The sequence below is a fragment of the Ruegeria arenilitoris genome (assembly GCF_013030985.1).
Classification (GTDB): Bacteria; Pseudomonadota; Alphaproteobacteria; order Rhodobacterales; family Rhodobacteraceae; genus Ruegeria; species Ruegeria arenilitoris_B.
The window spans coordinates 92,587-116,813 of the sequence record NZ_WPYP01000011.1; the positions used below are offsets into that span (position 1 = coordinate 92,587).

Consider the following 24,227-nt stretch of genomic DNA (forward strand, 5'->3'; position numbering starts at 1 on the left):
CTGCCCCCCTATGACCGGCCAATACTGCTGCGCAGAATGTTCATCGAGGATTTATAGATTGTCAGCGCGCGGTCATGCTGGCGCTTGACCTCGACCGCTTTGAACATCTCTTCCTCGACGGACACGCCGTTACCATTGGGATCGCCCGAGGGCGCGACCTCATATTCGGCCCAGGGCTGAGGGCCTGAGGCACCGTTCAGGTGACCCGCCCGCGTGGCGGTCATGGCGACCTCGCGGCCCGCGTTTTCGAATGCTTTCTGAAAGGCCTCGATATCGCGCGGCTGGTAGCCCGGCGTATCCGCATTGGCCATGTTGCGCGCGATGACGGCCTGCCGTTGCCCGGCATGGGTTGCCATTGCGTGCGCTGTCTTAAAGACGTTCAGGTCATAGAACATCGGGGCTTCTCCCTCGATCAATTTCAATCAAGGCTTAACCCCGATTCCTTTAGAAAGCGTTTTCAGAAACCCGTTGGAGAACCCACGATGTCCGATCTCGACCCGATGCTTCTGAAATGCGAATTCGATCGCCTGTCGGCTGTGCGCCATATGGGCCGCGTGTCCGGCGTGGCGCGGGGTGTCATTGAAATACAGGGGCTTGAGGGGCAGGCGCGGATCGGCGACCACCTGACGCTGCGGCGGCGCAGCGGGCCGGATTTGCCGGGTGAAGTGCTGCATGTCGAGGCCGAGGTGATTCACATGATGCCGACCGCTGCACCCGATGGAGTCTGTTTGGGTGATCGGGTGATTCTGGACCAGACACCGGCTTTTGCACCTGGGATGCACTGGCTGGGGCGTGTGATTGATCCGTTCGGCAAACCGCTGGACGGAAAGCCCCTGCTGCCGGGTGTGCAGGAGCAGGACATCATGCGTGCGCCGCCCCCGGCGGTGGCACGCAAACCGCTGGGCGCGCGGATGGAGACCGGGTTGGCGATGCTCAACACCATGCTGCCCGTGGTGCAAGGACAGCGCATTGGCCTGTTCGCCGGGTCGGGTGTGGGCAAGTCCACCCTGCTGGCGACGCTGGCACGTTCGATGCAAGCGGACGCTGTCGTGGTGGCGCTGGTGGGCGAACGCGGGCGCGAGGTGAATGAATTCGTCGAACACGCGCTGGGGGCCGAGGGGATGAAACGCTCGGTCGTGGTAGCGGCGACCTCGGATCAGTCGGCGCTGGCCCGCAGACGCTGCGCGTGGTCGGCCATGTCGGTGGCGGAATACCTGCGTGACCAAGGGTTGAACGTGCTTTTTCTGGCCGATTCGGTCACCCGCTTTGCCGAAGCACATCGGGAGATTGCCGTCGCGATGGGCGAAGCGCCCTCACTGCGCGGCTTTCCCCCGTCGGTCACGCCGCTGATCGCCGGGCTGTGCGAACGCGCGGGTCCGGGCACCGCCGATCAGGGCGATATCACTGCCGTGTTCAGCGTTCTGGTCGCCGGGTCGGACATGGATGAACCCGTCGCCGACATCCTGCGCGGCGTGTTGGACGGGCATATCGTGCTGAACCGCGACATTGCCGAGCGCGGGCGGTTTCCGGCCATCGACCTCAGCCGCTCAGTCTCGCGCAGCCTGCCGGGCGCGGCGACACCGGAAGAAAACCAGATGATCTCGGAAACCCGCAAGCTGGTCGGCAGCTATGAACAGTCCGAGGTGATGATCAAGGCCGGGCTTTATACGGAAGGCGCAGACCCGCTGCTGGATCAGGCCGTGCGGGTGCACGAGGAACTGGATGCGTTCTTCGGCAAGGCTGAGCCCGACGGCATCCAGAACAGTTTTAACCGACTGCAACTGATCCTGCGGCGGGCCAGCGCCAACCTGCCGCGCTAGAGAAGTCCGGACAGTTTTAAGTGTTAAGCCCACCTTAAGACCTGCCCGGCTACGCCTGTAGTCGGGTGATAAAAAAGGTGGTGGAGATGGGTGCGCAATCCAATGCGGCGCCAATCATCATCAAGAAGAAACGTGTGTCAGGTGGCGATGGTCACCACGGTGGCGCGTGGAAGGTCGCATATGCCGACTTTGTCACGGCCATGATGGCGTTCTTCATGTTGATGTGGCTGCTGAATGCAACGACTGAGAAACAACGCAAGGGGCTGGCGGATTATTTCTCGCCGACGATTCCGGTCAATCCAGTCACGGGCGGTGGCGACGGAGCCTTTGGCGGCAATAACATGTTTTCCGAAAAGACCATGGTGATGGATGGCTCGGGGGCGGCCAAACGACATCCCACAGTCGCCCGGCAAGCGCGGGGTTCGATTGGGGTTCATCCGGATGGCGGCAAAGAAGTGTCCGACGAATTCTCGACGCTCGAGGCCCAGCTTCTGGGGCATACCGGCGAAAGTATGGTCTCGGACAAGGTACTGAAACACATCGTCACGCGCGTCACCGACGAAGGTCTGGTGGTCGAGCTGTTCGACACCGAGGATCAACCGCTGTTCGAATCGGGTACCGATGAACCGACAACGATGATGCGGGCGCTGGCGTTGCTGGTGGCGCGGTCTTCGGATCTGGTGACCAATGACGTGGCGGTCGAAGGCCATGTCAGCGCCTCGCCCGTGGTTCTGGCACACGATCCGTCCTGGGAGATATCGACCTCACGCGCGCAGGTGGTGCGTCAACTGCTTGAAGATAAGGGGTTTACGACGTCGCGACTGGATCGCGTGACCGGCCACGCCGACCGGGAGTTGTCAGATGAGAACCCGATGGCCGTGCGCAACAACCGGATCGAGATCATCTTCCTGCGCGAGACCTGAAGGCCAGAGGATAGACGCATTTTACCTGTTAGCGCGCTGTTAAGGGGCAGTGCGTTAGCTGTTGCATCAAAGATTGACGCAACAGAAGGGCGTGCCAATGACGATTTCCTCCTCGCTGAATGCCGGTGTGGCTTCATTGAAGGCCAACGCCAACCGGCTGGCCACCATTTCGGACAACATCGCGAACTCTTCGACCTTCGGCTACAAACGGGTCGAAACGGATTTTCATTCGATGGTCACGTCGGGCCAGGGCGGCAGCTATTCTGCGGGCGGGGTCAGAACCACCAGCCAGCGCCTGATCGACCAGCGCGGATCGCTGGTGACCACCAACAACTCGACCGATCTGGCGGTGCGCGGGCGCGGCATGTTGCCGGTGCGCCCAAGCTCGCAGATCGCGGGCGGATCGAATGAGATGCAGCTGACCACCACCGGATCGTTCCGCACCAATGAAGAAGGGTATCTGGTCACCGAATCCGGCCTTGTCCTGCTGGGCTGGCGGGCCAATCCGGACGGAACGATTCCGGCGGTGCCACGGGACACTCCGGCGGCGCTGGAGCCCATCCAGCTTAGCGTCAATCAGCTGTCCGGCTCTCCGACCACGGCAATGAACCTGCGCATGAACTTGCCGGCAACGGCAACCGAAGCCGGCGCGCCGGGTGACACGCAGCCCCTGTCGGTTGAGTATTTCGACAACCTTGGCAAATCCGAAAGCGTCGATATCGAGCTTGTGCCAACCGTGCCCGCAGCCGGCAGCAGCAATGAATGGACCATGATCCTGCGCGATTCGGCTTCGGGCGGGGCGGTGATCGGAGAATATACGCTGACCTTCACGGACAGCCGGACAGCGGGCGGCACGCTGGCAAGTGTGACGACCGTATCTGGCGGGGCTTACGATCCGACCACGGGCGGTCTTGTGGTGAACGTGGCCGGTGGCCCGATGGAGGTCAATATCGGCCAGATCGGCGACGCCGATGGCATCACACAGCTGTCCGACACTTTCGCTCCGGTTTCGATCACGCGCGATGGGTCGGCCGTGGGGACTATGACCAGCGTTCAGGTGGATGAGAATGGCTATGTCTACGCGTTTTATGACACTGGTGTCAGCCGACGCATGTTCCAGATTCCGCTTGCGGATGTACCCAACCCCAACGGTCTGACCGCACTGGACAGCCAGACCTACGCGCCGTCCCGTGAAAGCGGCACCTTCTTCCTGTGGAACGCGGGCGAAGGGCCAACCGGCGATCTGGTGTCCTTTGCACGCGAGGAATCGACCACCGACATCGCGACCGAACTGACCTCTCTGATTCAGACCCAACGCGCCTATTCCTCGAGCGCGACGGTGATCAAAACGGTCGACGAGATGCTGCAGGAAACCACCAACATCAAACGCTGATTTGGGTTTTGACCCGGAAAGGGGGGCTGTCCGATGAATATGACGACGGCATTCAACAACGCAGTAAGCGGTCTGACAGCCGCGGGCCGAGGCACGTCGGTTGTATCGGACAATATCGCCAATGCGCTAACCCCCGGCTTTGCCCGCCGGTCGCTGGAGCTGACGACAAACGCGATATCGGGTCACGGGGTGCGACCGGTTGGCGTGGTGCGCAACCAGGATCCGGTTCTGACCGCCAATCGCCGCGCCACCGACGCGGATCTGGCCTTCCAAACCGCCGTGTCGAACTTTCACACCAGCATCGAAGGTTTCATTGGCGTGGCTGATGATCTGTCATCGCTTTCCGCCCGGTTGGCGGATTTCGACAGCAGCCTTATCACGGCGGCCAGCCTGCCGGACTCGTCCGAACGGTTGGATCAGGTCGCCCGCACCGGGCGCGATCTGGCCAGCAGGATCAATTCCGCCTCCGAAGGCGTGCGGCAGCTACGCTCGGACGCGGACCGTACCATTGGCAAGCAGGTGGACAGCCTGAACCAGACCCTCAAGGATATCGAGAAGCTGAACGCCAGAATTCCCTCGGTCAAACATTCGGGCGGTGACATCGGGGCCTTGCTGGACCAACGGCAGGTTCTGATCGATCAGGTCAATGAATTGGTGCCTGTCAACGCGGTGCCACGGGCGAACGATCAGGTCTCGCTGTATTCCGATGGCGGCTTGATCCTGCTGGAAGGCACTGCAGCGCAGTTTTCCTTTACCACCACCGGCGACACCAAGCCTCATATGACGGTCGGAAACGGCCTGCTGTCGGGGTTGGAGATGAACGGAAATCCGGTGCGCACCAGTGGCGACACTGCCCAAATACGTGGCGGCGCGCTGATGGCACAGTTTCAGATTCGCGATGAGCTGGCGGTTGAAGCGCAAGCTCATCTGGACTCGGTCGCCCGGGACCTGATCGAACGGTTCGAAACCCCCGGTCTGGACCCCACCGCGCTGCCTACCGACGCGGGCCTGTTCACCGACGCCGGTAACCGGTTCGACGTGGCGGCCCCGGCGGGGCTGGCTTCGCGCCTTAGCCTGAACACGATTGTCGATCCCGACAATGGCGGCGACAGCTGGCGGCTGCGTGACGGGCTGGGCGCGGCGGCCCCCGGCGATCCGGGTGATGCTACACAGCTGCAGGCCTTTGGCGCCATTCTCAGCGACGCACGCCCGGTTGCGGGATCGCCTTTCGGCACCGGTGCCATGCGCGCCTCTGACCTGACCGAGGCGCTTTCGTCCAAAGCTGGGGCAAACGCCCACACCGCCGGCCAGCGCCTGACCTTCGCCAACAGCGCCCAACTGGAAATGGCCCGGATTGAGGCCGAGGATGGCGTCGATACGGATCAGGAACTGCAGCGCCTGATGGAGATCGAGCAGGCCTATGCCGCCAATGCCCGAGTCATCTCGGTGGTGGATGAACTGATGAACACACTGTTGAGGTTGTGATGATGAATTTGACGTCTATCGGTGATCTGGCGCGGGGCATGACATTGAAGACCCGCTCAGCCGAACTGAAAACCCAGATCGAAACCCTGTCCTATGAGATGTCCACCGGCAAGGTTCAGGACGTGTCCGGACGTCTCGACGGAGATTACTCACACCTGCTGGATCTGGATCGCAGCCTGTCGCGGCTGGACGCCTATCGGGTCTCGACGGCCGAGGCCGGGCTGTTCACCGACGCCATGCAACTGAGCCTGACGACAATTGACGGATCTGTCAGCGAGTTCACCGCATCCCTGCTGTCTTTTGGCACGTCGAACCAGGCGGTCAGCCATGAAAATGCGTCCGTGCAGGCGCGCAACGAACTGGATACGCTCATTTCGGCGCTGAACACGCGGGCCGGCGGGCGCAGCCTGTATTCCGGCATCGCAACGGATGTTTCGCCGCTGCCCTCAACCGACACGTTGCTGACTGCACTGGAGGCAGAGCTGACCGGACACGTCACTGCGTCGGATATCCGGCAGGCGGCGGAGGATTGGTTCAACGACCCCGCCGGGTTTGACGCGGTGATCTATCAGGGATCGGACACCGCCTTGGCGGCGATGCAGATCTCCGAGAATGAAAGTGTCCGTATCCCCATCACGGCAACCGACCCTGCGATCAAGGATGCGTTGCGCGATATTGCCGTTGCGGCGCTGGTGTCTGACGACGCGCTGAACCTGCCGCGTGATCAGCGCACGGCGTTGTTCACGCAATTGGGCGTCGATCTGGCCAATACCCAGAATGATATCGTCAATCTGCGCGCGCAGGTGGGATCGGCCGAGGCGCGGATCGAACAGGCCGCAACGCGCAACAGTGCGGCGCAAACCAGCCTGGAATACAGCCGGAACAAGCTGATCGCGGCGGACCCCTACGAAACCGCGGCGCAGCTGCAAACCGTGCAGTTCCAGTTGGAAAGCCTCTATTCCGTCACCGTTCGCAACGCAAACCTTTCGCTGGTGAATTTCCTGAGATGAAACTCATTGTTTTCCTGTTGATGCTGCTGCCCGGAATCGCCACTGCTGGTGCGATCCGCCTGAAAGACCTTGTGGATTTCGACGGGGTGCGAGGCAATGATCTGGTGGGCTATGGTCTGGTTGTGGGGTTGAACGGCACCGGCGACGGGTTGCGCAACTCGCCCTTCACCGAAGAGATCATGTCGAACATCCTCGAAAGGCTTGGCGTCAATGTGAACGGCGAGGATTTTCGCCCCAAGAACGTTGCGGCCGTGTTGGTGACCGCCAGCCTGCCGCCATTTGCCCGGGTCGGCGGGCAGATCGACGTGACGGTGTCGGCCATTGGTGATTCCAAAAGCCTGTTGGGCGGGACGCTGGTCATGACACCGCTGAACGCGGCTGACGGGCAGATTTACGCCGTAGCGCAAGGCTCGGTTCTGGCCGGTGGCGCCGTGGCCGAGGGCGAGGCCGCCTCGGTCGTGCAGGGGGTTCCGACCTCTGGCGTGATCCCGTCCGGTGCGCGGGTGGAGCGAGAGATCGACTTTGACCTCTCGACACTGACGCAAATGCGCCTCGCCCTGCGCGAGCCGGATTTCACCACCGCCAGCCGCATTGAGGTTGCGATCAACACCGAATTCAACCGGGCGGTGGCGATCATGCGCGACTCCGGCACGGTGGAACTGAACATCGCTGCAACGCAGGCGATTTCGACGGCGCACGCATTGGGTCGGATCGAAAACATCCTGGTCGAGCCGGAAACCAAGGCCCGCGTGGTCGTTGATCAGCGTTCGGGCACCATCGTCATGGGTCAAGAGGTCCGCATCTCGCGCGTGGCGGTATCACAGGGCAATCTGACCCTGACGGTCGAGGAATCGCCAATCGCCGTCCAGCCCAACCCGTTTGCCCGCGGCGAAACGGTTGTGGTCCCCCGCACATTCGCCGGGATCGAAGAGGAAGAAGGCACCGGACTGGCCGAAATCCCCGAAGCCACCACCCTGTCCGAGGTTGTGGCAGGCCTGAACGCGCTTGGGGTGTCGCCCCGCGACATGATCGACATTTTGAAAACGATCAAGGCCGCCGGGGCGCTGCATGCCGAGTTCGTGGTCAGATAACGGAAGCCGCGGGGGCATGGGTCAAACGACCCGCGCCCTCACTTTGATTTCCAACTGTCCAGCCATCGGCGAAAACCGTTGCGTTTCTCTTCAATCGCGTCGCCTGCTGCATAAAAGCCGTCTTCGACATTTTCCAGCATCGGGTCGATGCGGCGTTGCCGGAACCTGCGCCAGCGCACCCAGATCGCCCAGATGATGGCAAAGAACACCGTCAGGAAGATGATGTTGAACCACGGGATCAGCCGGACATCGGGGCTGTCCACCGGGCGCACCGACACCACGTTGGGGAAAATCGACATGAGCTGGTTGCGCCAGCCATAGTGGCGTATCACCACCCATTGCGGGTCTGCGGCCGTCGACACAAGATTGGTCAGTTCCGCCTGCAGGTTCGAGCTGTCGAGCTTGAAATAGGGCGGCCAGCCCCAGCCGGTATCCTCGTTCCGATAAACGCGCGGCTTACCGTTGGGGCGGAAGGTTTCGACAAAACGCACATCGCGGTTGGTGGTTTGGGCCCCTTCCTGGCCGGTGTCCTGCTGCGCCCAGAAAATCGAATTCTCACCGAAATCGACGCGCCTCACCTCGGTTTTGACGATCCGCACCACATCCTGCTGCGGCAGGGTGTATTCCAGCACTGCGGCGACCAAGCCCCAGAAAACTATGATGAACGCCCATTTGACATAGACCATCTATCCGGCCCTCACATAAAATTCGTAATATAGATCAGCAGGGCAATTGCCCCAAGCGGAACGACATAGACGCCCAGCAACAGTTTCCTGCGAAAGGAGTTGTCGTATTTCTTCAACCCCCGCGCGACAAAGGCATCGCGATCGCCGGTCAGCCCCTTCTTCTCCCAATGCGCGATCAGCTTGCGCCGCCGAACCAGACGGGAATAGATCGACAGCCCGACATAGATCACCGTGAGAATGATCAGCAGCGGAATCAGAAAGCGGATTGCAACGATCATTCAGTTCCTCCCAACGGCACCCCATGGCCCGACACGCGCGATGATGTCATCGCTGGCCCGGTCATTGCCGCTCATGTCCGGTTCATGGCCGAACAGCGCGGCGCGGGCGCCTGCCTTGTCCACCTGATACTCGCGCGCGAGGAAGTCGGCAACATAGGCTTTCTTGGACTCGGGCCAGGTGGAATAGGTGCTATAGAACAACTCCTTATGGCAGATGAACATCTGGCGCGGATCCAGTGGGGCCAGTTCCGCCAGAAGCATGTTCACCAGATCGCGGTTGGGCGTATCCGCCGCGCGCAGCGTATAGAAATAGGCCGGATGGTCCGAGGTGATGCGCGGCCACGGTCCGCCATCGCTGGCCCAGCGCAGCAATTGGGCAAGACCGTGAAACGCATTGGGCAGACGGTCGGCGTGGTTCCGGGCCAAACGGCGCATGTCGCTGCGGTCCAGCCCGGTCAGGTCCACGCCCGCGTCGGCTGCGGCGTGGACGGTCAGAAAATCCATCTTCTGCTGCAGAACGGCGGCCGAGTTCACGCCGCGCGCCTCGATGATCGTTTCGACCAGATCGTTGTCGTTCAGAAATGCCGCAATCCGGTGCCGTTGCGTGGGATCGAATACGTTCTCGATCGGCATGTCATCGGGCCGTTCTCCCATGCAAATTGCAGCCGGATCATCCAGATCGGGGAACAGGTAAAGCCCGCCGAAATGCGCCGTCCAGAAGTTGCGCTGCTCAAACGCCGTGTGGCGCAGATGGACGGGGTTGCGGGTGACGTCGCCGGTTTCCCTGGCCGTCTCGATCATTTTCGCAATCAGCACATCGTCGAACCAGGCGTCCTCTTTGGTTTTGAACCGTTCGACCATGCCCGCCAATTGCTCGGCTTTGCGCAGGGTGCCGCCAACCGTGTCGGCCTCGATCTCGATCTTGCGCAGGTTCAGCAGGTCGCGTGGCGTGGTGAGTTTGAAGACCGAGTTCACCAGCTCTCCGGCCACCGCATCGGTGGCGGTCAGGGCAAACAGCTGCGCCTCGTTCATTTCGATGAATTCGCGCAGGATATCGCGCGAGGTCGAGAATTTGACGTTCAGCAAAGGCGCGCGTTTCTGCTCGGTCGTCAGCAGGATGAACTGCCGGTTAACCCCGTTGGGGTTAAGGTAGAGCGGATCGTCCAACTCAATCCCCACCTCGGGCGAATAACCCGAGATATCGACATGGAAATCCGAAAGCTGAGTGGTTTTGCCCGCCAGATGCTGCAGCGCGCGGTTATACCGCTCGACTAAGGCCGGGCTGGAGATGTGGACGAGGTTGCCAAACATCAGGCCTTTTTTGATGAGGCGGATCATACTTCGCTCCCATTCGCCTCAAGACTGGCGCACTCAACTTCATACAATTTTCTTTTGAAGTAGGCGAATACTACGCCCGAGAATACCAACCAAGGAAGCGTAAGCACGATTGCGCCAACGAACCACCACCACCACGCGGACACGACTTCAAAGTCCTCTGAGGCGATCAGAAGCCATGTCAGAGATGTCATTAGCATCGGCACGATAGTCATATTTAATAATAGAGACCATCCTGCGATCGGCCCTAGTTCAAAACCCTCATAGCGACGTTCCTGCGCCTTATGATGCTCGAATTTTGTACGCGCAACAAAGTAGACAACCACCAAGCCCAAAACAGCTGGTAGGGCTAAAAGCAATGCCACAAGAGGTAAGGCGCTGATTTGACTCACCCTTTCCCCTCCAAATACCGCCGCTTGGCCTCTTCCATCCGGCTTTTCTGAGCACTTATTCGACTTTGCAGTTCTCGCCGCGAAACAACGTCTTCAACGGCTGCGCGACGCCCTAGAGCGTGGTTCAATAGGCAGACCGCAACGCTCGAAACTACGAGGAGCAGTAGGAACTCAGCCCCTCCTTCAGAACCGGTAGAAATAAGTAACGCCCAGCCCCACAAACTCAATAGAGACGGAACACTACCGAACCCTTCCGATAGTATTGACGAAATAATGGCCGGTCCAATTGGCACGACAACGAATACAAGAAACAAACTTACGAGTACCGCTCCCATTCCGGTGTGTTCGTCTCTCTTCAAACGAAGTTTTCCGGCGTGCCAACCCACAACCGCCGAAATCGCGACGCTTAAGGAGTAATACGTAACGAGCGGCAGAAGATCATTCATTTCAGTTCCCCTCCAGATACCGACGCTTAGCCTCTTCCATCCGGCCCATCTCGCGGACGGCGTTTTCGATGGCGACCTCGTCGCTCTTGTCGGCATAGCGGAACTCGCTGTCTGCGTAGCGGTTGATCTCCTGTATCACCATCTCAACCGTGATCGGCTGGCGCAGGTCCTCGATCATGGCCTTCTTGGTGTCGTAGTCGCAGAACAGGAACAGGTCGGGGGTTTCCATCCATTCGTCGGGCAGTTCGAAATCCATCGCGCGGACCTTGACCGCGTCGGTGATGTTCTTGATCGCGCGACCGGTGAAACGCTCATCCGCCTGCTGGATCGCCTTGAGGTAGGTACCCAGCTTGGCGATCGTGTCCATCTGGCCGATATCGCCGGAAACCCGGTCATAGACCTGCAGCAAGGCGTCCTCGTGCGGGCGGGAATGACTTTCGAAACTGGCGGCGACGGCCTTTTTGATTTCCTGCGCGGCATAGGCGTCGTGCTCGCCCAGAGGGATGTCGTGGTTGCGGCCCATCAGCAGATGCAGGATGTCGATGTAATCCTCACGCGTTTGCGGCCCGTCCACCAGAAACCGAGCGCCGGCGCGCTGGCGCAGGGCGTCGTCCACATTCTCGGGGTAGTTCGAGAACATGCCAAAGGTGCAGTTGCCACGCACGACGGTGTTGGCACCCGCAAAGCTCTCCATCAGCACAGCCGTGATTTCCAACTGCCCGGCGCTGGACTGCCGGTCGCCGCGTTTGCCTGCCAGTTGGTCGATATCATCGATGGTGCCGAAACCAATGACCGAGGGGTCGATGATCGTGTTGATAAACGCTTTGGCGTTTTGGCCGGATTTACCCTGATAGCTGTCGATATTATCGGTGCTCAGGTTCTGATAGCGGAACGGATAGCCCGCGTTCTGGCAATAGTCGTTGATCAGCCCGGCCATCATCTGGATCAGGGTGGTCTTGCCGGTGCCCGGTTTGCCGTCGCCCATGAAGGTAAAGATGAACCCACCCAGTTCGGCAAACGGGTTCAGGCGGCGGTCGAAATCATAGGCCATCACCATTTTGGCCAGCTTCATGGCCTGATACTTGGCGATATGGTTGCCGACCACCTCGTTCGGTTTCTTGAACGTCATGGTCAGGGTTGTGGATTTGGCCTTGGAGGCCGGTTCGAACCCCCGGATCGTCAGGTCATCCGCCTCGATATGCCAGGCGGCGTTCTGGAACGGGGCCAGATGGCCTGCGGATTGGGCACGCAGTGCGGCCTTCTCCATCAGTTGCTCGGCATAGGCGCTGGTGGCCGCGATCAGATGCGCGTCGTCGGGGGCGTGTTTGGCCAGCGTCTGGTCCAGCTCCCACAACGCGCCGTGCAGGGCGAGTTGACCATTGTCAGTCAGAACCTCTTCGATCTCACCGATATCGGCAGTGGTCTCGCCCAGGTGCGAGGACATCAGATAAGCCAGCGCATTGCCGAAGGTGTGTAGCGTGATCAGCGCCTCGGCTGTCAGCAGTTCCGAGAATTCGGTCTTGCGCGCAGCGGGCAGGTCCCCGGCCAGATTGGCGCGTTTCAGATCGGCCAGCGGGGTCTGTTCCGCATAGGCCTCAGCCACGGCCAGAGCGACGGCGATAGCGCGCCGGATCGCCTGTTGTGTGGTCGCCTGGGGCGGAGACACCAGCGCGTCCCCATCGTCCGACGTCTCGATGCGCTCGACCAGATGCACGCCGTCCGCGCGCACGGTACGACGTGTGACCAGCCCCGGAGTCGTAGATCGGAACCGTCGCCCGGTCGACACGCCCGGAGACCGTTCAACAGCGGCCTCAACGGGTTTGGCAATACGCGGCGCGTGCTCGAACCCGTTCAGCAAGGCGGTCGCAGCCGGATAGTGTTTGCGAATATCGTCTTCGCGCAATTCCATCTGATCTGACGTCAAACTCATTTCAAAACAGTCCTTGCTTCATCTTTTCGAACATACTCTCGCCGAAGGCGAAAACCTCAATACCTCAACACCTGTCCGGTCTTGCTGACCACGAACTTGCGTACATCGGCGAAACCCGGCGGGTTGCGTTCGGCCAGCACCTGAAACGGGCGCTGGGGCAGGATGATCGACCGCTGGGTGCGCGTCGCCCCGGTCTCGGCCCCCTGTCCGCCGAACGGATCCAAAGCGAAGACCTCGCGTTCGACGGTCGAGAACCACCCGGCGCGTTCTTCGATCACCTCTTCGCTTTCCAGCTCTTCCGTGGTCCAGGCCAGCGCCCAATCCTGACCTTCGGGTGCCTGCGCGTCCTCAAGCACCTGCCGCAGGGGGCCGGATTGCTCGGTATAGGCCGAGGAATACATTGGCCCCACATGGATACGGCGCAGATGCTTGGGGTGCAGGTCGTCGAAATCCTGATCGAACCCTTTGGCAATGGTCACCAGCTTCAACCCGCCTAAGGACTGCGCCATCAGATGCGCCTGCACTTCGGGCCAGCGGCGCTGATCCTTGGGCAGGGCCGTCTTGCCGCTGTCCTCCAACTGCATCAGGTAGATGACCGGCAAGTTGATCTGGCTGTCATAGACCGCCCAGTGGATCATGAACCTGCGCCGATCCCCCTCATTCCCGATCCAGTGGCACTCGGGGTCGTTGCGGGACCAGAACAGCTGACCTTTCAGCAATTCCTCGTAATAGAGCCTTTGCGACAACGCGAATTGCAGTTTGGTGGGGATTTCCTGATCCCCGATGATGGTGCGCACCATATCGGTTTTCAGGTCATCCTCGGATGGCATATTCGCCAGATGCACCTGCGCTTGCTGTGCGTCATTGGCCATGGTCAGCAACTCGGCCGCCACCGGAAACCCGCTGTCGCGTTTATCCATGGCGAGGCTGCCAAAGAACCGTCCCGTATCGCGTCCGACCAGCAGGTATTTCATGGACAGCGCACGGAAGGTGTAGAGTAATCCTGAGAGGTAGCGCGACACGATCCGCACCTCTTGTTTGCTGATCGCACCCTCGGCCTCCATCGTAGCGGCCACGCGCAGGAGGTGGACGGTGATCACCTCGAATTTGCGGAAATAACGGCGCGAGGCGAAGGTGTCGGTCAAGCCGACATGGTCTTGGGTGGGGTCGGTTTTAGTCATTTTCGTATTGCTGCTTAGTCGAGTGCCACTTTTGAGGCGATCCTGAAAACATTCGAGCAACTGCGCCGATCAAAGTGCAAACCAAAATTGTCCAAAAAGAATACATCGGGATGAACGCAACCGAACTTGGAGTAAGACCTGCCAAGTCCAGCCCTAGAAACATCGCGCAAATCAGAATTAGCCAACTACTCGCCAAAAACGTTTTTTGTGCAACGCGCTTCATTTATTCACCTTGCCGTTTGATTTCTTTCTGATCGAACATCTCCCTTTTGACCCAAGCCAGTATCCAGAAACTCAAACCAAACAAGACAACGATGAAAAGAGCATAGCGTGCTAGGAAGTACAGCCAGAACTGCCAGATAGACACTGAAACCCAATGCTCCTGCGGATCTCGAATGAGCAATTCGTAGCCCGCACCGAGTTCTCGATGATCCAACACAACCCCGCCGATCAGCATGTTAGACATCACGAAGAATGCGAGAAGCCCCCAAACCACAAAGGTACTGGAACGACCAGTTCTTAACGCCTTACCTACCATACAAATTTTTATCATGCTTCTCGACAATCGACGCGAACCGGCGGGCAAAGCGTTCATCTGCCTTGGCCTTTTTCTCCAGCACGTCGCGGGCAAAGACCATGTGGTCCTCATGCGCCTCGAGCATGTCGGCCATCTTCTGGTTGGTCGCGGTGCCGATGGCAGCCATGGCGGTTTGCGCCTCTTGGTCGGTCTGCACGCCGATCTCGTTGATGCGGTGGGCCACGTCCTGCTGCTGTGCGGTTTTCAGCGATTTGGTCAGGGCGTCATACAGCACCACACGCTGCTGCGTGTCTGTCTGCAACTTGTTGATCAGAACCATCTGCGTCGCCGCCTGGTTCTGTAGGGAATCGACCCAGGTTTTGCCCTTTTCGATGTAACGCTCCAGAGTCTGGGATTTGGCCAGCTTGACCTGCTCTTCCTGAACCTTGGCGTTGTACTGCTTGTTCAACTCGGCCAGTTCGGTTTCCAGCTGGGTGCGCGCGGCGGCGTCCTGTTCGACGCTGATCTTGTTTTCCAGCGTGATGATCGTCGGGTCCATGCCCTGAATTTCAGCGCGCAGCGATTCCAGCTCGGCCACGGTCGCCTCGCGGTCATCCAGTGTGCCGGTCAGGTTGTCCTCGACCTTGACGCGTTGTTCCTCCAGTACGGACAACTGCCCGTCCAGCAGTTTCACGATCACGTCGGATTTTGCGATCAGGTCCTGCAGCTTGTCGTCGATATTGGCGGTGCGCATCCGCTCCTGCCGCATCGATTCCGATTTGCCGCGTGAGAAGATGCCGACAAAGCTCTCCCACCCGGTTTTCGAGCGCATCTCGTCGAAATCCTTGGAAAACGCGTTGGTGACGTCGTCCAGCCCCATGATCAGCTCGGCGATGTTGGCGTTCATCACCTCGGTATGGGCGTGCACGTCCTCAAGCGTGGCATTTTCGATGTCGATATCCGCCTCGGCGGTGCCAATCTTGGCGCGCGCGGCTTCGATCCGCGACGTCAGGCTTTCGATCTGCGACTGGCTTTCCCGCACTTTGGTCTGAGTCTCTTCGATCAAGGCGTCAAATTGATGGTTCGACATCTCTGCTATCCCCTTTTTTTCTTTAATTACCCAATAAGATAGGGAATGTTACGATGATTTACATCCCCTCGGGTCCAAAAATCATCCAGACTTTGGCAAACTCATCACGAAAAAGATAGCGCCATGATGCCGCCGTTTGCGATCTGTTGGACATCTGCAAAGCCAGATTTTTGATCAAATCTGGATTGATCCGCAGGGCACAGTGGACATAGACAATCCAGACCCCACCTGATTGGGTGCGCGTGAACTAAATTCCTGCCGGAGGCCGACCCATGCTGGACGCAACAACCGACCTGAAATCGATCCTGAAGAACCCCGATCTGCTGGTGACCAAAGCCTATATCGGCGGCCAGTGGGTGGATGGCGACAATGGCACCTTTGCGGTGACCAACCCGGCCCGCGGTGATGTGGTGGCCGAGGTCGCCGATGTCAGCCGCGCGCAGGTGGCCGGGGCCATTGCTCAGGCTGAAGCCGCTCAAAAGGAATGGGCCAAACTGACCGGCAAGGAACGCGCGGCGATCCTGCGGCGCTGGTTCGACCTGATGATGGAAAACGCCGAGGATCTGGGCAAGATCCTGACTGCGGAACAAGGCAAGCCCCTGGCAGAAGCCGTTGGCGAGATCGGCTATGGCGCGTCCTTCATCGAGTTCTTCGGCGAAGAGGCCAAGCGGGTTTATGGCGAGACCATCCCCGGCCATCAGCGCGACAAGCGGATCATGGTTTTGAAACAGCCCATCGGGGTGGCGGCCTCGATCACGCCGTGGAACTTCCCCAACGCGATGATCACCCGCAAGGCCGGGCCTGCCTTGGCGGCGGGATGTGCCTTTGTCGCGCGCCCGGCGGCCGAGACCCCTCTGTCTGCACTGGTGTTGGCCTTGCTGGCCGAGCAAGCCGGTGTGCCCGCGGGTGTGTTCAACGTCGTGCCCTCGTCGCGCGCCAGCGAAGTCGGCAAGGAGTTCTGCGAAAACCCCGGCGTGCGGAAACTGACCTTTACCGGCTCGACCGAGGTGGGGCGCATCCTGCTGCGGCAGGCCGCGGATCAGGTGATGAAATGCTCGATGGAGCTGGGTGGCAACGCGCCCTTCATCGTGTTCGACGACGCCGATCTGGATGCCGCCGTCGAAGGGGCGATGCTGTGCAAGTTCCGCAACAATGGCCAGACCTGCGTCTGCGCCAACCGCATCTATGTTCAGGCCGGGGTGTATGACGCATTCGCCGCCAAGCTGAAAGCTGCGGTCGACGCGTTGAAAGTCGGGGACGGCCTGACCTCTGGCACCACCACCGGTCCGTTGATCAATGCCGATGCGGTCGCCAAGGTCGAAGAGCATATCAAGGACGTCACCGACAAAGGGGGTTCGGTTCTGACCGGCGGACTGCCCCATGATCTGGGCGGCACCTTCTTCCAGCCGACCATCGTGACCGGTGTGACACAGGACATGATGGTCGCGCAGGACGAAACCTTTGGCCCGCTGGCCCCGCTGTTCAAGTTCGAGGATGAGGATGACGTGATCGCCATGGCCAATGACACGATCTTCGGTCTGGCCTCGTACTTCTATGCCAAGGACCTGAGCCGCGTGTATAAAGTGGCCGAAGCGTTGGAATATGGCATCGTCGGCGTGAACACCGGCATCATCTCAACCGAGCTTGGGCCGTTCGGCGGCGTCAAGCAATCCGGCCTGGGCCGCGAAGGCAGCCATCACGGCATGGAGGACTATCTTGAGATGAAATACGTCTGCATGTCGGTCTAAATAAATCAGGCCATCGCATATGGGCGATGGCCATTTCTCATACCCTTGTCATCAAACTGAATCCAAAACGTCACAAAAGCGCAATCAATGGCGGTCATCCCTCTCGCATCCAAGTAAGAGGGAAAACCTACTGATGTCACTGCGCCTTGTCTGCCTGACATCTGCCCTTGCCCTGACCACAGGTCAGGCCATGGCAGAGATGAATTTCAACCGAATTGCGTCCTTCCCGGTCGTCAAGAATATGGCCGAGGGGGCCGATACCACCCGTGAGACCTCGCCCGAGATCATTGCGGCGACTGCGGATGGCATGACGCTGGTCTATACCGACAGCCCGCTGGGCGTGATCGGCATGGTCGACATCACAAACCCCGCGCACCCGGCACCTTTGGGCGCGATGGACGTGGGCGGTGAGCCGACATCCGTGGGCATCGTCGGCGCGACGGCTTTTGTGGGTGTGAACACGTCCGAAAGCTATACAGCCCCCTCGGGCAAGCTGATCTCGGTCGATATCGCAGGCAAGTCCGAAACAGGTGCCTGTGATCTGGGCGGCCAGCCTGACAGTGTCGCCATCGCCCCCGATAGCAGCTTTGTTGCCGTAGCCATCGAGAACGAGCGTGACGAAGACCTCAACGACGGCATCATCCCGCAACTGCCCGCCGGGTCGCTGGCTCTGGTGCCGCTGAAAGATGGCGCGCTGGACTGTGCGGGCATGAAAATGGCCACGCTGACCGGTCTGGCCGACGTTGCCCCGACCGACCCCGAGCCGGAATTCGTTGACATCAACGGCCTGGGCGAGACCGTCGTCACCTTGCAGGAAAACAACCACATCGCGGTTGTCGACAAGGGCGGCAACGTGGTCACCCATTTCTCGGCGGGCGCGGTGGATCTGGAAGGCATCGATGCCACCGACGAGCGCGGCGCGCTGATCTTCACCGAAAGCCAACCGGGCCGTCTTCGCGAGCCGGACGCGGTGAAATGGATCGACGACAACCACTTCGCCACCGCCAACGAAGGCGACTACCAAGGCGGATCGCGCGGCTGGACCATCTTCCACAAGGACGGCACCGTTGTTTACGAGAACGGCACCGATTTCGAGAAAGCCATCATTCAGATCGGGCACTACCCCGACAAACGCTCGGACAGTAAAGGCGTTGAGCCCGAAAGCGTGACCGCAGCGACCTTTGGCGGCACACCGATGATCTTTGTGGGTGCCGAGCGCGCCTCGGTCGTGGGTGTCTATGACGCTACTGATCCGGCGAACCCGGTTCTGAAGCAACTGCTGCCCTCGGGTGTGGGCCCGGAAGGCTATGTTGCAATCCCGGACCGCAACCTGTTGATCTCGGCCAACGAAAAAGACCTGGTCGGAGATGGCGGCCCGCGGGCGCATGTGTCGATCTTCGAATATCAGGACGCCCTTGCCGCCTACCCGCATCTGACCTCGGAAGGCGCGGATGAGCTGATCGGATGGGGGGCTCTGTCCGGTCTGGTCGCGGATGAGGACGGCATGATCTACGCGGTCAACGACAGCTTCTACGGCTTCCAGCCCTCGATCTTCAAGATCGATCCCAGCCAACAGCCTGCCCGCATCGTGGACGTGATCCGCATCCACCGTCAGGACGGGAACCCGGCGCAGAAGCTGGACCTTGAAGGCATCACGCTGGACGGCAAGGGTGGCTTCTACGTCGCCTCCGAAGGTCGTACCGACCGCGTTATCCCGCACGCGATCTACCACGTCTCGGCCGAGGGCAAGATCAAGGACCGCAAGGGTGAGATCGGCCTGCCGCCGGAACTGATGGCGGTCGAAAAACGCTTTGGGTTCGAAGGCATCACCAAGGTTGGCGCCACCCTTTGGATGGCCGTTCAGCGCGAATGGAAAGACGACCCGGAGAACCACGTGAAACTGGTCGCCTACAATCTGGACACCAAGGAATGGGGCGCCGTGCACTATCCCAAGGCGGACCCGGAAAAAGGCTGGGTCGGTCTGTCGGAGATCGTGGCCTTCGGTGATTTTGTCTATGTCATTGAGCGTGACAACCAACACGACCACCGCGCGGTGACCAAGAAGATCTACCGCATCCCGCTGTCCGAGATGACTCCGGCCCCGCTGGGTGGTGAACTACCCGTGGTCAGCAAGCAAGAGGTCCGCGACCTGCTGCCCGACCTGACCTCGACCGGCGGTTACGTTCTGGACAAGATCGAAGGTCTGGCCATCCTGCCCTCGGGTGAGGCGTTCGTGATGACCGACAATGACGGCGTCGACGATGCTTCGGGCGAAACGATGTTCTGGTCGATCGGGTCGATGACAGCTGGGAACTGATTGGCTGCCTGAATGATAGGCCCCACTCGGCTACGAGTGGGGCTTTCTTGAACCTGACGTCAAACCACTCTGGGGCACCTGCCGAAGCCTCAGGGTGTTGGTTCAGTCCCAAGGCTCGTATCGCACGTCGGAATAGTGACTGTTGGACCAATCAGGATCGACGCGACCCATCCAGGGGCACTGCCAGGCTGCGCCAAGCAGCGCGTCAATCTCGTCGCTGCGAATCTTGTTGGTTGCACCGTTTGGCACCAGCGTAATCTCACCCAGATAAATCTGATTCACTCTCAGGAACATGTCGACGCGAATGAAGTCAAAATTCCGTCCGATCCCTTCCGCGACCTGAATCATTGTCGGCAGGCAATCCGGAATGGAAACCGGATCACCGGATCTGAAATACAATTCCTTCTCGATGAAATTGCCGTCACGATCATAGATTGTCTGGATGTGATGGGTATGGCGGCCTGTGTCGACCTGAAACAGCGCAACCCGACCGTTGGCCACGAAGAATTTCCAGTCCGGTGCGTCGCCGCCCTCAAGGCTCAGATCTTCTTCTAAGTAGATGTTGCGCGGCATGGCTTCATACCACCAGAGCGAGCGCACTTCATCATGCACCTTTGTCAGCCACTCAGTCGAGATTTCTGCGGCCTCATCACGCAATTGATCGGATGCCGGCAAAGCGACCGGCATATTCGTTCCGGAACTGTGGTTCGATTTAAAGAAATAAACGCCATCAGGAAGTTCGTCATCCGCGGGTAAACCCGGTCGATCTGAAATCCATGGCCTTTGCGGTATGGTTACCTTTTCCCGCAAATCTCGCGGCAGATATCCGGCACTTCGCAATTTGTCAGACGGGCTTGGCTCGGGTATCGGGCCGAAGAACTTGAACAGAACCTGCTTTTCGGTGAAGGTCGTCGGCGCAATCAGGTTCGGCAACCGTTTGTGAAACCGAAGGTATTTTCGAATGGACTGCGCCAAGGCAACCGGTAGGGATTCGCCAATGACATCAATCCCTCGTTGAAAACCGGGCGGAGGATCCAGATCCACACCGTGCAGGCCATTGTCGCGAATGATCCTCAGCGCATCCCGTGAATAATGTATCGGCTTTTGTTGGTCCGGAGGCTGCCACACGCTCAGATAATCTGCTCTGATCCGCGCACGCAGTTCGCGCAAGCCGCAGGCTTTCGTGAGCCGGTCCATTTCTTGACCGGTCTGCTCTTCCCACCTGAGGATGGACGTATCCTTGGCCTCATTAAGGTTCCATTTTTTGTAGAAGTTCTGCGTGTGTCGATCACTCGACTTTTTGTATCCACGACCCCTTTTTGCCTTGAGGCTGAACGAATGCGGGTCCCGCACCATATAATGATTGATCTGCGCGATTTCATATCTGTCGACCCGACCGAAAAAGCTCCCCATCGGGCTCTGCCCGGTTTGAACCCAGCGTTTGAGCCAGTTCCTTTGGCGGTCGTTCACGTTGGCATCGTCCAGAGACAGGGCCTCGCCTGTCGGGGTCGAAAACCGATCCAGCCGAGAGGCGGCCGGTTCAAGATCACAGAGGTGCAGGAACTGGGAAAATCCTCCAGTCTCTTTGTTCTTTTGGAAAAACGTCTTGAATTGCGTCCTTTCCAGGCCTGCGTCACAATGCGTGTAGTCGCCGGAAATATACCGGCCGTTAAAGACAAGGTTTCCGGAATCTCCAAAGACACGCCAATTAATCAGCATCCCGATACGGTCCTGCGAACTGAGGTGATGCGCTAGATCTCCGACGGTGCCGCTGCCGATATGAATGTTCAGAAACTCGTCGGCATCCAGAAAAATACCCCAGTCGCCTTCCTTTAGAATTCCCATTTCCGCTACTAACCGGGTGGCATTTTCTTGCGCAGAGCGGTCAGTCGGTACGTCCTGGCGAATGGCCTTGACTTCGCCCCGTTCGGAAAGAGCCCGCAGCAGATCGTCCGTGGCGTCAACAGAATCATTCGAAACGACAACAATTTGATCGAACCCAATCGCTTTGTGGTAGGCGACCCATTCCAACAGAAAGGGGGCTTCGTTCTTCATCGCCGAAAACAGTATGTTCGCCATCTTGAAAAGTATTCTCTTGCCTGCCCAACCGACCCCAGCCGCGATCATGTACATTGAACCAAAACATGCGGGCTTCACCGGGTTGTCACGTACTAACAGCCCAGTCGCCGCTATGAAATACCGTAGTGCTCGCGGAACTCGGGGGATGAGTTCAATCGCCAGACGGGTTGTTTGCATCTGTCCATTGCAAACGCAGACATTTTCATCCCTGAAAAAACAACGCCCCGCGCCTGGAGGTGCGCGGGGCGTGCAGTCTGCGACAGTCCAGAGAGGCGGGACTGTCGCTTTGGGGTCAACGGCCTCAGTTCACGGCCTTGGCGTCGACCACGTCCTTTTCGATGGCCTTGGCCGAAGAAATCTCGATCCGGCGCGGTTTCAGGGCCTCGGGCACTTCGCGCTTCAGGTCGATGTTCAGCATGCCGTTCTCATGGCTCGCGCCGGTGACGCGCACGTGATCGGCCAGCGCAAAGCGGCGCTCGAACGCGCGGGTGGCGATGCCACGGTGCAGGTAGCTGCGTTCTTTGTCCTCGGCGGCTTTCTTGCCGGCGACGATCAGCGCGTTTTCCTTCATTTCGACCGACAGGTCATCTTCCGAAAAACCGGCGACAGCGACCGAGATGCGATAGGTGTCGGCATCGGTTTTTTCGATGTTGTAAGGCGGATAGCTGGGCTGAGCCACGTCATTGGTCAGGACGCGGTCCATCATGTCGGCGATCTGGTCGAACCCAATGGTGGCGCGGTGCAGCGGTGCAAAATCAAACGTACGCATGTGTCATATCCTCATGTCTGAGCGATCTGTGTTTTGCCCTCCGTTCGGACGGGCGGTTCAGAATGCCGGGCCCCGTTTGCGGCGACCCGGTACAGTTCACATGGGGAGCATTTTGACCGAGTTCAAGACCCGTCGGACGAGATGAATTTCGCACCCGAACTGGACTTGCCGGACCCCACCTGCAACCGCCGGATCGCGGCCTTGGGTTTGGGTGCATCGCGGCGCAGATCGGCTTTGAGTTCCGAAATGATTCCAACCAGTTCCATTCCGAACCCGACCTTTTGCCGCCCGTCGGTTCCGACTGCGGAAACGACCGACAGGATCTGCCAGCGCGGGCCGTTCTGGGCCAGCAGCGCCGAACCGGACGAGCCAAAGGTAATGTCGCAGTTGAAGGTGATCAGACCCTGCCGCCGTTGCAGAATACGGCAGGACCGCTCGCGGGTGATCGCCTCGGACCGGCCGCGCCCGTATGAGGCAAGGCTGACCTCTTTTCCTGCCACGCCGCCGTTGAACAGCACAAAGGGGTCAGCGACGGAATAAGGAATGGGCTGTTCCAACCGCATCAGGGCAACATCTGCCCGAACGGACGCGGCTGAAAGCTCGGGGTGTTTGAGGTAATCCGGATGCACCGCGATCTGGACAACTTTGCGGTCGGCCAGCGATTTGCCATAGCTCAGCCCGGCCCGAAAGGTCACCTCGCCCGGGGCATAGGATTGGCCCGTTTTCTTGTCGATCGCGCAATGGGCAGCGGTCAGAACCAGATCCTGCGCAATCAGCGTGCCCGTGCAGAAGCCCCGCTTGCCAATGTCCAGACGACCGATGGCTTCCCAGCCGAACAGGTCCTCGCGGTCGGTCAGTTCACGCTTGCTGCTTTGAGCATGGGACATGGTGGCAAAAAGCGACAGACCCAGAAAGGCCGCCAGCAGGAATCGTGTCATGGTTTGATGAACCTCGCGCCAATGTTCCTGTTGCGCCCCCCATTGGGTGTGGCGGCAAGAAATCCGCGACCGGCCAACAATTCGGCCTGCAACAGGGGCAATGACCCCTCGACCGCTGTGCCGACCGCGACCCGCTGGCCGTTGAACTCCGCCTTTGCGGCCACTACCGACACGATGCGCGGGCGGTCGCCGTCAAAGGAAAATACCGGCGCACCGGATGAGCCGAACTCGACATCGCAGGACATCACCAGAACCTCGGACTGACGGGTCATGACCGAACAGACCTCTTGCAGTGACGGGGCCTCGGCCCGGTCCCGCGCATAGGAAACCACCCCCACCTCGGCCCCCCGGCGCGGCCTGTCGCCGGTTTCAAAGGGAATCACGGTGGTATTGCGTATTGGTTGCCACAGCTCGATCAGGGCGATGTCATTGCCCAGCCGCGCCGTCGGGGTTTCGCGGCTGTAGCGGTAATCCGGATGAATCACCGCCTGCCGCGCCGCTCGGTAGGCCGAGGCCCGGCCCAGACGCCACGCGGCCAGAAACTCGACCTCGGACAAATCGACCCGCTGGCCCGTCGCCTTGTCAAACAGGCAATGAGCGGCGGTCAGAACCAAAGTTGGTGAGATCAGCGTTCCGGTGCAGAATCCTGCACCGTTGATGTCCAGCCGACCCACAGCCATCCACGCCCGCCCGGCATCGGTGGTGTCCAGGCTTTTCAGCCCGCTGTCCTGCGCCATGGCGGCCATCGGCATCAATGCCAGCGCGATTGCCCTGATCCAGTTTCGCAAGCGGTTCTCCG

The 24,227-nt window shown here is 59.7% G+C and carries 22 protein-coding genes; 8 read left to right on the forward strand and 14 right to left on the reverse strand.

The features are described 5' to 3' along the window. Positions 1-8: 8 nt before the first annotated feature. Complete coding sequence (locus GOX88_RS19595) at positions 9-395, reverse strand: FlgB family protein (RefSeq protein WP_170405846.1); 387 nt, start codon at positions 393-395, stop codon at positions 9-11. 105 nt (positions 396-500) lie between these two features. Between GOX88_RS19595 and GOX88_RS19600 the strand changes: the two genes are divergently transcribed. From GOX88_RS19600 to GOX88_RS19625, 6 genes are all read left to right on the forward strand, one after another. Beyond that, the gene (locus GOX88_RS19600; RefSeq protein ID WP_437436437.1) at positions 501-1,820 is read left to right on the forward strand and encodes a FliI/YscN family ATPase; all 1,320 of its coding nucleotides are present in this window, start codon (positions 501-503) and stop codon (positions 1,818-1,820) included. Positions 1,821-1,906: 86 nt separating this feature from the next. Next, the gene (locus GOX88_RS19605; RefSeq protein WP_170405853.1) at positions 1,907-2,743 is read left to right on the forward strand and encodes a flagellar motor protein MotB; all 837 of its coding nucleotides are present in this window, start codon (positions 1,907-1,909) and stop codon (positions 2,741-2,743) included. 97 nt (positions 2,744-2,840) lie between these two features. Next, positions 2,841-4,136 (forward strand): flagellar hook protein FlgE, encoded by a 1,296-nt coding sequence (locus GOX88_RS19610; RefSeq protein WP_170405855.1) that lies wholly within the window; start codon positions 2,841-2,843, stop codon positions 4,134-4,136. A 33-nt stretch (positions 4,137-4,169) separates the two neighbouring features. Then, complete coding sequence (gene flgK / locus GOX88_RS19615) at positions 4,170-5,621, forward strand: flagellar hook-associated protein FlgK (RefSeq protein WP_170405858.1); 1,452 nt, start codon at positions 4,170-4,172, stop codon at positions 5,619-5,621. Positions 5,622-5,623: 2 nt separating this feature from the next. Then, on the forward strand, positions 5,624-6,631 hold the full coding sequence (locus tag GOX88_RS19620; RefSeq protein WP_170406027.1) for a flagellin: 1,008 nt from the start codon (positions 5,624-5,626) through the stop codon (positions 6,629-6,631). After that, complete coding sequence (locus GOX88_RS19625; protein ID WP_170405861.1) at positions 6,628-7,722, forward strand: flagellar basal body P-ring protein FlgI; 1,095 nt, start codon at positions 6,628-6,630, stop codon at positions 7,720-7,722. The genes GOX88_RS19620 and GOX88_RS19625 overlap by 4 nt, the downstream gene beginning before the upstream one ends. 38 nt (positions 7,723-7,760) lie before the next feature. On the opposite strand, the gene GOX88_RS19630 is transcribed toward GOX88_RS19625, so the two are convergent. From GOX88_RS19630 to GOX88_RS19670, 9 genes are all read right to left on the reverse strand, one after another. Beyond that, positions 7,761-8,408 (reverse strand): DUF1523 family protein, encoded by a 648-nt coding sequence (locus tag GOX88_RS19630; protein ID WP_170405864.1) that lies wholly within the window; start codon positions 8,406-8,408, stop codon positions 7,761-7,763. An 11-nt stretch (positions 8,409-8,419) separates the two neighbouring features. After that, positions 8,420-8,686, reverse strand: coding sequence for a hypothetical protein (locus tag GOX88_RS19635; RefSeq protein ID WP_170405867.1), 267 nt, complete (start codon positions 8,684-8,686; stop codon positions 8,420-8,422). Further along, complete coding sequence (locus GOX88_RS19640; protein WP_170405870.1) at positions 8,687-10,024, reverse strand: DUF6638 family protein; 1,338 nt, start codon at positions 10,022-10,024, stop codon at positions 8,687-8,689. Further along, positions 10,021-10,413, reverse strand: coding sequence for a hypothetical protein (locus tag GOX88_RS19645; protein ID WP_170405873.1), 393 nt, complete (start codon positions 10,411-10,413; stop codon positions 10,021-10,023). Before GOX88_RS19645 ends, GOX88_RS19640 begins: the two co-directional genes overlap by 4 nt. Further along, positions 10,410-10,859 (reverse strand): hypothetical protein, encoded by a 450-nt coding sequence (locus GOX88_RS19650; protein WP_170405876.1) that lies wholly within the window; start codon positions 10,857-10,859, stop codon positions 10,410-10,412. Before GOX88_RS19650 ends, GOX88_RS19645 begins: the two co-directional genes overlap by 4 nt. A gap of 1 nt (position 10,860) precedes the next feature. Further along, positions 10,861-12,789, reverse strand: a complete 1,929-nt coding sequence (locus GOX88_RS19655) for an AAA family ATPase (protein WP_170405878.1) — start codon at positions 12,787-12,789, stop codon at positions 10,861-10,863. Between the two features lie 56 nt (positions 12,790-12,845). Then, entirely contained in the window at positions 12,846-13,970 is a 1,125-nt protein-coding gene (locus GOX88_RS19660) for a hypothetical protein (RefSeq protein WP_170405880.1), read from the reverse strand. A gap of 223 nt (positions 13,971-14,193) precedes the next feature. Beyond that, positions 14,194-14,508 (reverse strand): hypothetical protein, encoded by a 315-nt coding sequence (locus GOX88_RS19665; protein ID WP_170405883.1) that lies wholly within the window; start codon positions 14,506-14,508, stop codon positions 14,194-14,196. After that, positions 14,498-15,577 carry a hypothetical protein gene (locus GOX88_RS19670; protein WP_170405885.1) on the reverse strand — a complete coding sequence of 360 codons (1,080 nt, stop codon included), beginning with the start codon at positions 15,575-15,577 and terminating at the stop codon, positions 14,498-14,500. The genes GOX88_RS19665 and GOX88_RS19670 overlap by 11 nt, the downstream gene beginning before the upstream one ends. 272 nt (positions 15,578-15,849) lie before the next feature. On the opposite strand from GOX88_RS19670, the gene GOX88_RS19675 reads away from it, so the two are divergent. Both GOX88_RS19675 and GOX88_RS19680 read left to right on the forward strand, forming a co-directional pair. Then, a complete protein-coding gene (locus GOX88_RS19675) occupies positions 15,850-17,325 on the forward strand; it encodes an NAD-dependent succinate-semialdehyde dehydrogenase (protein ID WP_170405888.1) in 1,476 nt (491 codons plus the stop codon). A gap of 133 nt (positions 17,326-17,458) precedes the next feature. Continuing rightward, complete coding sequence (locus GOX88_RS19680) at positions 17,459-19,642, forward strand: esterase-like activity of phytase family protein (protein ID WP_170405891.1); 2,184 nt, start codon at positions 17,459-17,461, stop codon at positions 19,640-19,642. A 102-nt stretch (positions 19,643-19,744) separates the two neighbouring features. Here GOX88_RS19680 and GOX88_RS19685 read toward each other — a convergent pair whose 3' ends face one another. From GOX88_RS19685 to GOX88_RS19700, 4 genes are all read right to left on the reverse strand, one after another. Then, on the reverse strand, positions 19,745-21,721 hold the full coding sequence (locus GOX88_RS19685) for a glycosyltransferase family 2 protein (RefSeq protein WP_170405894.1): 1,977 nt from the start codon (positions 21,719-21,721) through the stop codon (positions 19,745-19,747). A 301-nt stretch (positions 21,722-22,022) separates the two neighbouring features. After that, positions 22,023-22,490 (reverse strand): Hsp20 family protein, encoded by a 468-nt coding sequence (locus GOX88_RS19690; RefSeq protein WP_170405897.1) that lies wholly within the window; start codon positions 22,488-22,490, stop codon positions 22,023-22,025. Between the two features lie 122 nt (positions 22,491-22,612). Further along, positions 22,613-23,428 carry a trypsin-like serine peptidase gene (locus GOX88_RS19695; RefSeq protein WP_170405899.1) on the reverse strand — a complete coding sequence of 272 codons (816 nt, stop codon included), beginning with the start codon at positions 23,426-23,428 and terminating at the stop codon, positions 22,613-22,615. Next, positions 23,425-24,216, reverse strand: a complete 792-nt coding sequence (locus tag GOX88_RS19700) for a trypsin-like serine peptidase (protein WP_254443368.1) — start codon at positions 24,214-24,216, stop codon at positions 23,425-23,427. The genes GOX88_RS19695 and GOX88_RS19700 overlap by 4 nt, the downstream gene beginning before the upstream one ends. Between the last annotated feature and the right edge of the window lie 11 nt (positions 24,217-24,227).